6 protein-coding genes are annotated in these 6,540 nt (G+C 69.1%); 2 read left to right on the top strand and 4 right to left on the bottom strand.

Annotated features, from left to right (window positions below):
- On the bottom strand, positions 1-2,521 hold a 2,521-nt coding region (locus CCN51_RS23280), incomplete at its 3' end, for an nSTAND1 domain-containing NTPase (RefSeq protein WP_483883445.1).
- A 354-nt stretch (positions 2,522-2,875) separates the two neighbouring features.
- Here CCN51_RS23280 and CCN51_RS23285 point away from each other — a divergent pair.
- Positions 2,876-3,304, top strand: a complete 429-nt coding sequence (locus CCN51_RS23285; RefSeq protein WP_014178965.1) for a hypothetical protein — start codon at positions 2,876-2,878, stop codon at positions 3,302-3,304.
- 341 nt (positions 3,305-3,645) lie between these two features.
- Here CCN51_RS23285 and CCN51_RS23290 read toward each other — a convergent pair whose 3' ends face one another.
- The 3 genes from CCN51_RS23290 to CCN51_RS23300 all read right to left on the bottom strand — a co-directional run bounded on the left by CCN51_RS23290 (position 3,646) and on the right by CCN51_RS23300 (position 5,928).
- Complete coding sequence (locus CCN51_RS23290; RefSeq protein ID WP_425444773.1) at positions 3,646-4,041, bottom strand: hypothetical protein; 396 nt, start codon at positions 4,039-4,041, stop codon at positions 3,646-3,648.
- A gap of 88 nt (positions 4,042-4,129) precedes the next feature.
- Positions 4,130-5,386 carry a CU044_5270 family protein gene (locus CCN51_RS23295; protein ID WP_342749389.1) on the bottom strand — a complete coding sequence of 419 codons (1,257 nt, stop codon included), beginning with the start codon at positions 5,384-5,386 and terminating at the stop codon, positions 4,130-4,132.
- On the bottom strand, positions 5,326-5,928 hold the full coding sequence (locus CCN51_RS23300; RefSeq protein ID WP_014177283.1) for an RNA polymerase sigma factor: 603 nt from the start codon (positions 5,926-5,928) through the stop codon (positions 5,326-5,328). Before CCN51_RS23300 ends, CCN51_RS23295 begins: the two co-directional genes overlap by 61 nt.
- A gap of 87 nt (positions 5,929-6,015) precedes the next feature.
- Between CCN51_RS23300 and CCN51_RS23305 the strand changes: the two genes are divergently transcribed.
- Complete coding sequence (locus tag CCN51_RS23305; protein ID WP_014177282.1) at positions 6,016-6,282, top strand: hypothetical protein; 267 nt, start codon at positions 6,016-6,018, stop codon at positions 6,280-6,282.
- The last annotated feature ends 258 nt before the right edge of the window (positions 6,283-6,540 follow it).

Here is a 6,540-nt window from a genome sequence, read left to right on the forward strand (position 1 = left end):
TGTGGCCGTCGGGGCTGAACGCCACTGATCCCACGCCCCCGGTGTGTCCGGTCAGGGTGGTACGTGGCCTGCCCGTGGTCACGTCCCATAACCGGGCCTTCCCATCCCTCCCACCGGTGGCCAGGGTGCGGCCGTCAGGACTGAACGCCACAGCCCACACCGCATCGGTGCGTCCGCTCAGGATGGTGCGCGGCCTGCCGGTTGCCATGTCCCACAGGCGCACTGTCTTGTCCCCGCTGCCGGTGGCCAGGGTGCGACCGTCGGGGCTGAACGCCACCGACTCCACACCCTTGGTGTGTCCGCTTAGGGTGGCGCGCCGTTTGCTGGTTGCCACGTCCCATAACTGGGACTTTCCATCCCACCCTCCGGTGGCCAGGGTGCGACCGTCGGGGCTGAACGCCACCGACTCCATACCCTTGGTGTGTCCGCTTAGGGTGGCGCGCCGTTTGCTGGTTGCCACGTCCCATAACTGGGACTTTCCATCCCACCCTCCGGTGGCCAGGGTGTGGCCGTCGGGGCTGAACGCCACTGATCCCACGCCCTTGGTGTGTCCGGTCAGGGTGGTGCGTGGCCTGCCCGTGGTCACGTCCCATAGGCGTGCCGTGTCGTTGCTGCCGGTGGCGAGGGTGTGGCCGTCGGGGCTGAACGTCATCGACACCACAGCATCAGTACGTCCGCTCAGGGTGGCGCGCCGTTCGCCGGTCGCCGCGTCCCACAACCGGATCTTCCCATCGCCCCCTCCGGTGGCCAGGGTGCGGCCGTCAGGGCTGAAGGCGACCGATCCCGCGAAGCCGCTGTGCCCGGTCAGCCGGCGCTTGAGAGGAAGAGCTGCGGCGGTGAAAAGACTGGCGGTGGCTTCCCTCGTGGGACTGGTCCGGTACGCCTGGACCGCCAGGAGCGAGGCCAGGTCGGGGTTGGAGTCCAGGAGGCCGGCCGACTGGGCGGCCAGCTGACGGGAGAGTGCGATCTGTTGGGCGGTGAGCGCCTGGTGTCGTTGCTGTTCGCTGGTTCGGTATTGCTGCCAGGCGATCAGTCCGGCGGTGAGGGCGAGCACGAGCAGGACCGAGACGGTGGTGGCAAACTGGCGCAGGCGTCGGGTGGTGCGGGCGGCTGCTGCTTCCTCTCGGTGACGAGCGGTGGAGCTGCTGCTGAGAAAGTCGCGTTCCAGAGGAGTGAGGTCGCCGTCGGCATCGGTAGTGGGGAAGGACTCCTCGGCGGTGGCGAGTCGGGTGCCGCGGTAGAGCGCGCCGGGGTCGCGGCCGAGGTCCTGCCAGGTGTGGGCGGCGTCGGTGAGCTGGCGGTGGAGGCGCAAACGGTCGCGGTCCTCGTCGATCCACTTGCGTAGCCGGGGCCAGGCGGCGATGAGGGCTTCGTGGGCGAGGTGCACGGTGTGGCCGTCGAGGGTGACCAGCCGTGTTTTCGCCAACCGCTCCAGCACTTCAGCGGTGGCGGGGGAGGCGTCGGTCTCCAGCTCTTCCCGGGGCACAGGCCGCCGGGTGTCCTGCGCGCCCTCTCCCGGGGTGATCAGGCGCAGCAGGATCCGCCGGGCGCAGGAAGCCTGGTCGGGGGTGAGGTGGGTGTAGAGGTCTTCGGCTGTCTGGGCGATGGCGCCGTGGACGCCACCGGCTGCTTCGTACGCGGTGAGGGTGAGGGCGCGGCCTTTGCGGCGGTGCCAAGTCTCCAGCAGAGCGTGGGACATCAGGGGCAGGGCGCCTGGTTCGCCGTCGACTTCGCCGATGATGCGGGCGGTCAGGGTGCGTTCGACGATGAGGCCCGCGACCTGGGCGGGTTTGACGACGGCCTCGCGGAGTTCGTCGCGGTTCATCGGCGGGACCAGGAGGGTGGCTTCGCGCAGTGCGTCGGCGAGGGGGCGGTGGCCGGCCAGGTGTCCGAAGAAGTCGGCCCGTACGGCGATCAGCACCCGCAGTCGGCTGTCCGGGGCGGCAGTGGTCAGCAGGCGATCAATGAACGCGGTGCGTTCTTCCGAGTCGGTGCAGAGGGTGTACAGCTCCTCCGTCTGGTCCACGACCAGCCAGGTGTCCCCTTCCGCACCCTCCTTCGGGACCAGCCGCTGCTCGTGGTCGCGCAGCGGATGAGCCCCTGGGGTGATGACCCGCAGGGCCGCCGGACGTAAGTCCGCGTTGTCGGTGGTGCGCAGGCGCGGGATGAGGCCGGCCCGCAACAGGGAGGACTTTCCGCTGCCGGAGGCGCCGACCACCGCGGTGATCCGATGGTGGGCGGTCAGATGCAGCAGGTCGTCGATGAGCTGGTCGCGGCCGAAGAACAGGGCCGCGTCATCGGGCTCGAAGCGGGCCAGGCCCCGGTACGGAGGCTCGGCGTCCTCATCGGCGCGCGGCTCGGAGGCTTCTTCTGCCGCCGCCTGCCGCCACCGCTCTTCCCACTCCTCAGGGTCGCCGCCGCAGGCCCGTACGTAAGCCAGTACCACCGGCAGGCTCGGCAACCGCTCCCCGGCGGCGGCTTGGGACAGCGTGCTCGCACCGTGGTCGGTACGCGCGGCCATGGCCCGGTACGTAGGGCTGCCGGCCTCCGCCCGCAGCTTCCGTAACTCAAACGCCAATCGCTGCGCTGGACCCGCGCTCGGATCGAGCGGACTCTCAGGACGCCCCGCCATCGGTCACTCCTTCCCCGCCTCCCCCCGGACGCGGATCGACCGCCCGCCAAGCTACGCACGCCCTGTCGCGTCGGCAAGAGCTGCGAGCTGGGGCGCAGGCATTGATCAGACCGGCGGAACAGGGCTGCCATTCAATTCCGCAGCCGCTGAACTCGATGTCAGACACCAACCGGGACGACGCCAAGGGGGCGTTCACCCCGACCGGTTTTCGCATCTCCACTCATCTGGAAGGGCAGATTCAACATGAGCACACACAGGCGTACCGGGCTCGCCATCGCAGCCGTCATGTGCGGCGCGGCGGTCGCCGCCGGCCCGGCCGCGGAGGCCATCGGGGCTCCCGCGCCGACCTCGTCTTCGAGCACGGTAGTCACCGACACGGCCGTCAACGCGGCGGCGGCGCAGCCACTGAGCCAGTCGAAGTTCTACGGCACGTTTCAGAAGCGGGACGGGTGCCCGTACCTCGTGACCTCGCGCGGCACTCCCTACTACCTGCCGGGCTACACGGTCGGCGGCAACGGCGCCCTGTACAAGAAGGGCGGCGGCTTCATCGCCTACCCCGGCTGGCGGATCCAGGCGAACGGAACCAAGCAGTACAAGCCCGGCGGCACCACCTTGTGCACGACGTGGGGTAACGACCTCCGCATCAAGGCACGGTCCATCTACGCCCGCTGATCCAGCTCGACCGTTCCTCGGACAGCGCCGGAGAGGCCCACGCCCCACGGGGCGTGGGCCCCGGGGGTCTGGCTCGCAGCGTGTGCTGAGCCTGTGCCGGACACCCCCGCTGACCTGCGCGGACATTCCTGGACTGTCCCGGACACCCGAAATCGTTGCCGAGCCCGCCGGACACTCCGAGGCTTCTTCTCACCGCCCTGTGTCGGCGGCTCCACGGCTCCACTTCATCAACTTCCAAAGGGGTACCACCATGCACAGCACACCGCACAGCACACCTGTGAAAAGCCCGTACGTCGTGAACTCGTCCGAGGACGACGACTACTACCAAGGCCGCTGTCTGGTCAGCAGGCCACAGGCAGCTCTCTGCAGTCGCGGCAGCGGGACGGCTCCGCTGCGCGGAAGGCGCGTTCGCAGCCGTCGCAGGTCTGCCACGGCAGGGGATTTACCGGCGATGTCCGGGGCACGCCAGTGGCGGACTCAGGAACGGCAAGGGGCGGCTCGCTGAGGCGGAACGCCAGGATCCGGGCTGGGCGGGCGCGTAAGCGGTCCGGGAGGCCGGTGGTGAGCGTGCCGGTGATCTGCCTGGGGCCCACGCCTGCCGCCAGCCACTGCGCGACGGCGGGGGCGAGTTGGGCCACTTCGCGTCGGGAGAGGATCAGCCGTGGGTCGGCGATGCGCAGTGAGGCGAGGAGGGCGACGGCCTGTTCGTCGGCTTCGGCGAGGGTGGGTTGCGGCATCGCGTCCTGCAGGGCCCGAGGCCAGGCGTTCGCCTGGCCCGGACAAGAACACGAACAAGGCGGTGACCAGGCCGGACAGCCTTCAGGGTCAGCTTCCGGTCGCCTCCGCAGGTTTCTCGTCCGTCCACTCGGTCTCCCTGACCACCTGCGAGAAGACGATTGCACCTGGTTTGAAGCCGACGTAGTCCCCGGTGGGCTCGACCACCACCGTGTCGGCAGTGAGGCCACGGGACGTCGCCTGGTCGAAGATGATCCGGTGCTGAGCCGTTCCCCCGCCCCTGCCCTCCTTGTTGATGGTGACAGCTGTGCCCGTCCGGCCACTGACGTCGGTGACGTGGTCGAGTACGGTGATGCCGTCCAACTCGGCGAGCATCCGGAAGGCCGCGGCGCGGACGGCAGGCTTGACCGGAAGGTCGAGGGTCAGTCCCTGGGCCGCATCGAACAAGAACTCCTCGCGGGACGCGCTCAGCCGCTTCGCCCGACCGGTGTAACCGGTGAGGAGGTTGGCCTTGAGCTTGTCCGGATCGGTGGGCAGGGCTTGCAGCTCAGACAAGTCGACCGCCCGACCGATCACGTACGGTTTGCCGGGGGCGCTGCCGGGGCGGGAGACCCGCTCGACCCGGGCGGCGTCTGCCGGGTCGCCCAGGATCCGAAGCTTGTCACCCGCCTCGAACCCCACCGGTAGGTAGGGCACGCCCTTGTGAACGGGTACCGGGTTCGGCGATCCTGCCTGCTTCCATGCCGCCTCGTCCGCCTCGGTTGCCGGAGCGTACGGGACCGGCTCGGCAGGCCCGTGCAACGTACCGGTCTTCGTGTCCGACCAGTCCGTTGCGCGGTAGCCGCCGGCGACAGCGTACTTGTCGTCTCCGTTGCGCGCCGCGAGCTGCTGCCACAGGTCGTAGTCGACCCGCCAGTAGCGGCCCTCGGCGGGCTCCCTGAGTGCCGTCTGGGCTGCAGCCAGCAGAACATGGCTGGCGGAGAGCCTGTCGGCCTGCCCGCCCGCTGTCCCCAAGTGCCAGTTGTAAGCCTGCTGGTGGCTGCCGGGTTCGGAGGCCGTGGCAACCACGACGACGGCGACCGCCGTGGCGGCGGCGAGCATGCCCCAGGCCGGGCGGACCAGCGAGCGGCGACGCGCAGCCGGAACAGCGGTTGTCCCTGTGGTTTCGAGCATTGCCCGCTGCAACTCGGCCGTCCGGGTCCCCGGAGCCACCGGCCGGTCGGGATCCAAGTGAGCGGGGCGCGCGTCGGCCAAACGCTGCATCACATCGTGGTTCATCGAGCGCTTCAACGGACTTCCTCTCCTGCGATCCGGACATGGGGGCGGTGTGCAGTCGGATGTGGCCATGAAGACCCAGCCGTTTCGCCCGTCGAGGTCACGTCCCGGGCCTCGTTCACTACGTTGTCGAGGGTCCGTACGAGCCGCTTGCGGGCCCGGTGGAGGCGCACCCGCAGCGTGGTCGGAGCACAGCCGAGGACCTGCGCGGCGTCGCGCTGGTCGAGACCCTGCCAAGCGGTCAGAATCAGCAGGTCGCGGTCGTCCTCGTGGAGGGTGGCCAGGGCATGCAGCAGCGTCATGCGCTCCGTGACGAGGACAGCGACGTCCTCCTCAGCCGGGTCCGTCCAACCGGGTGGCAGACGGGTGGCGGACGACTCCCACCGCCTGTTCGCGCGGGTGCTGTCGCGCAGCACGTTGCGGGCGACGCCAAGCAGCCAGGGCAGCGGCGGCTCCGGGACGTCGCGGATCCGTCGCCATGCCACGGCGAACGTCTCGCTGACCGCCTCGTCGGCGGCCTGTTGTCCGGCGCGTGCGGCAGCGTAGGCCCATACACGCTGTCGGCATGCGTCGTACATGGCAGTGAAGCGGCCTTCGTCGCCAGTCTCATCCATCGGCCACCGCCGGTACCTCCCGTAAGCCTCGGTGAAAGTGCTGTTGTGAGGTAGTGGGGCCGACCCGCAGATTTGTTACGGCCCGGTATGAGGAAAACGCCATCCAAGCTGAACCGGCTCGCCCAGCGGCTTCTCGACATGGCCGGCGGTAACGGCGTCTCCCACACGACGGTGCGTCGCTGGGTGCTGGAGGTGATCGAACTGCTCGCCGCCCGCGCCGAGCGGCTGGAGCGTGCGCTGAAGAGAATCATCCGCAAGGGTGGCCACGTCGTACTGATCGACGGCACCCTGGTGTGCACCCGTCGCTGGTACAGCAGGGACAACCGGCGCAACAACATCGAGATCGCCCGCTGACGGACGATCTTCACCGCAGACACCCGCCCCCGACCAGTACGAGCACTCTCCACGGCGACCACACCAGGCCTGCGACCAGCAACTTCACGATGAACAATCTTCAGTAATGCGCTGGATCGGGGACGTGAGAGCGCGACGAACCGACGAGCACGGGACCGGCTCTCCCCCTCACTCCCTCTTAGAAATACGCTTGATGTAGAGCAAGCATTTTTTTAACAGGGGGTGGGGGAGGGCCCCAACCGGACCGGCGTCCACCGC

Origin of the sequence: Streptomyces milbemycinicus, assembly GCF_002154605.1 — a bacterium.
Lineage (GTDB): Bacteria > Actinomycetota > Actinomycetes > Streptomycetales > Streptomycetaceae > Streptomyces > Streptomyces milbemycinicus.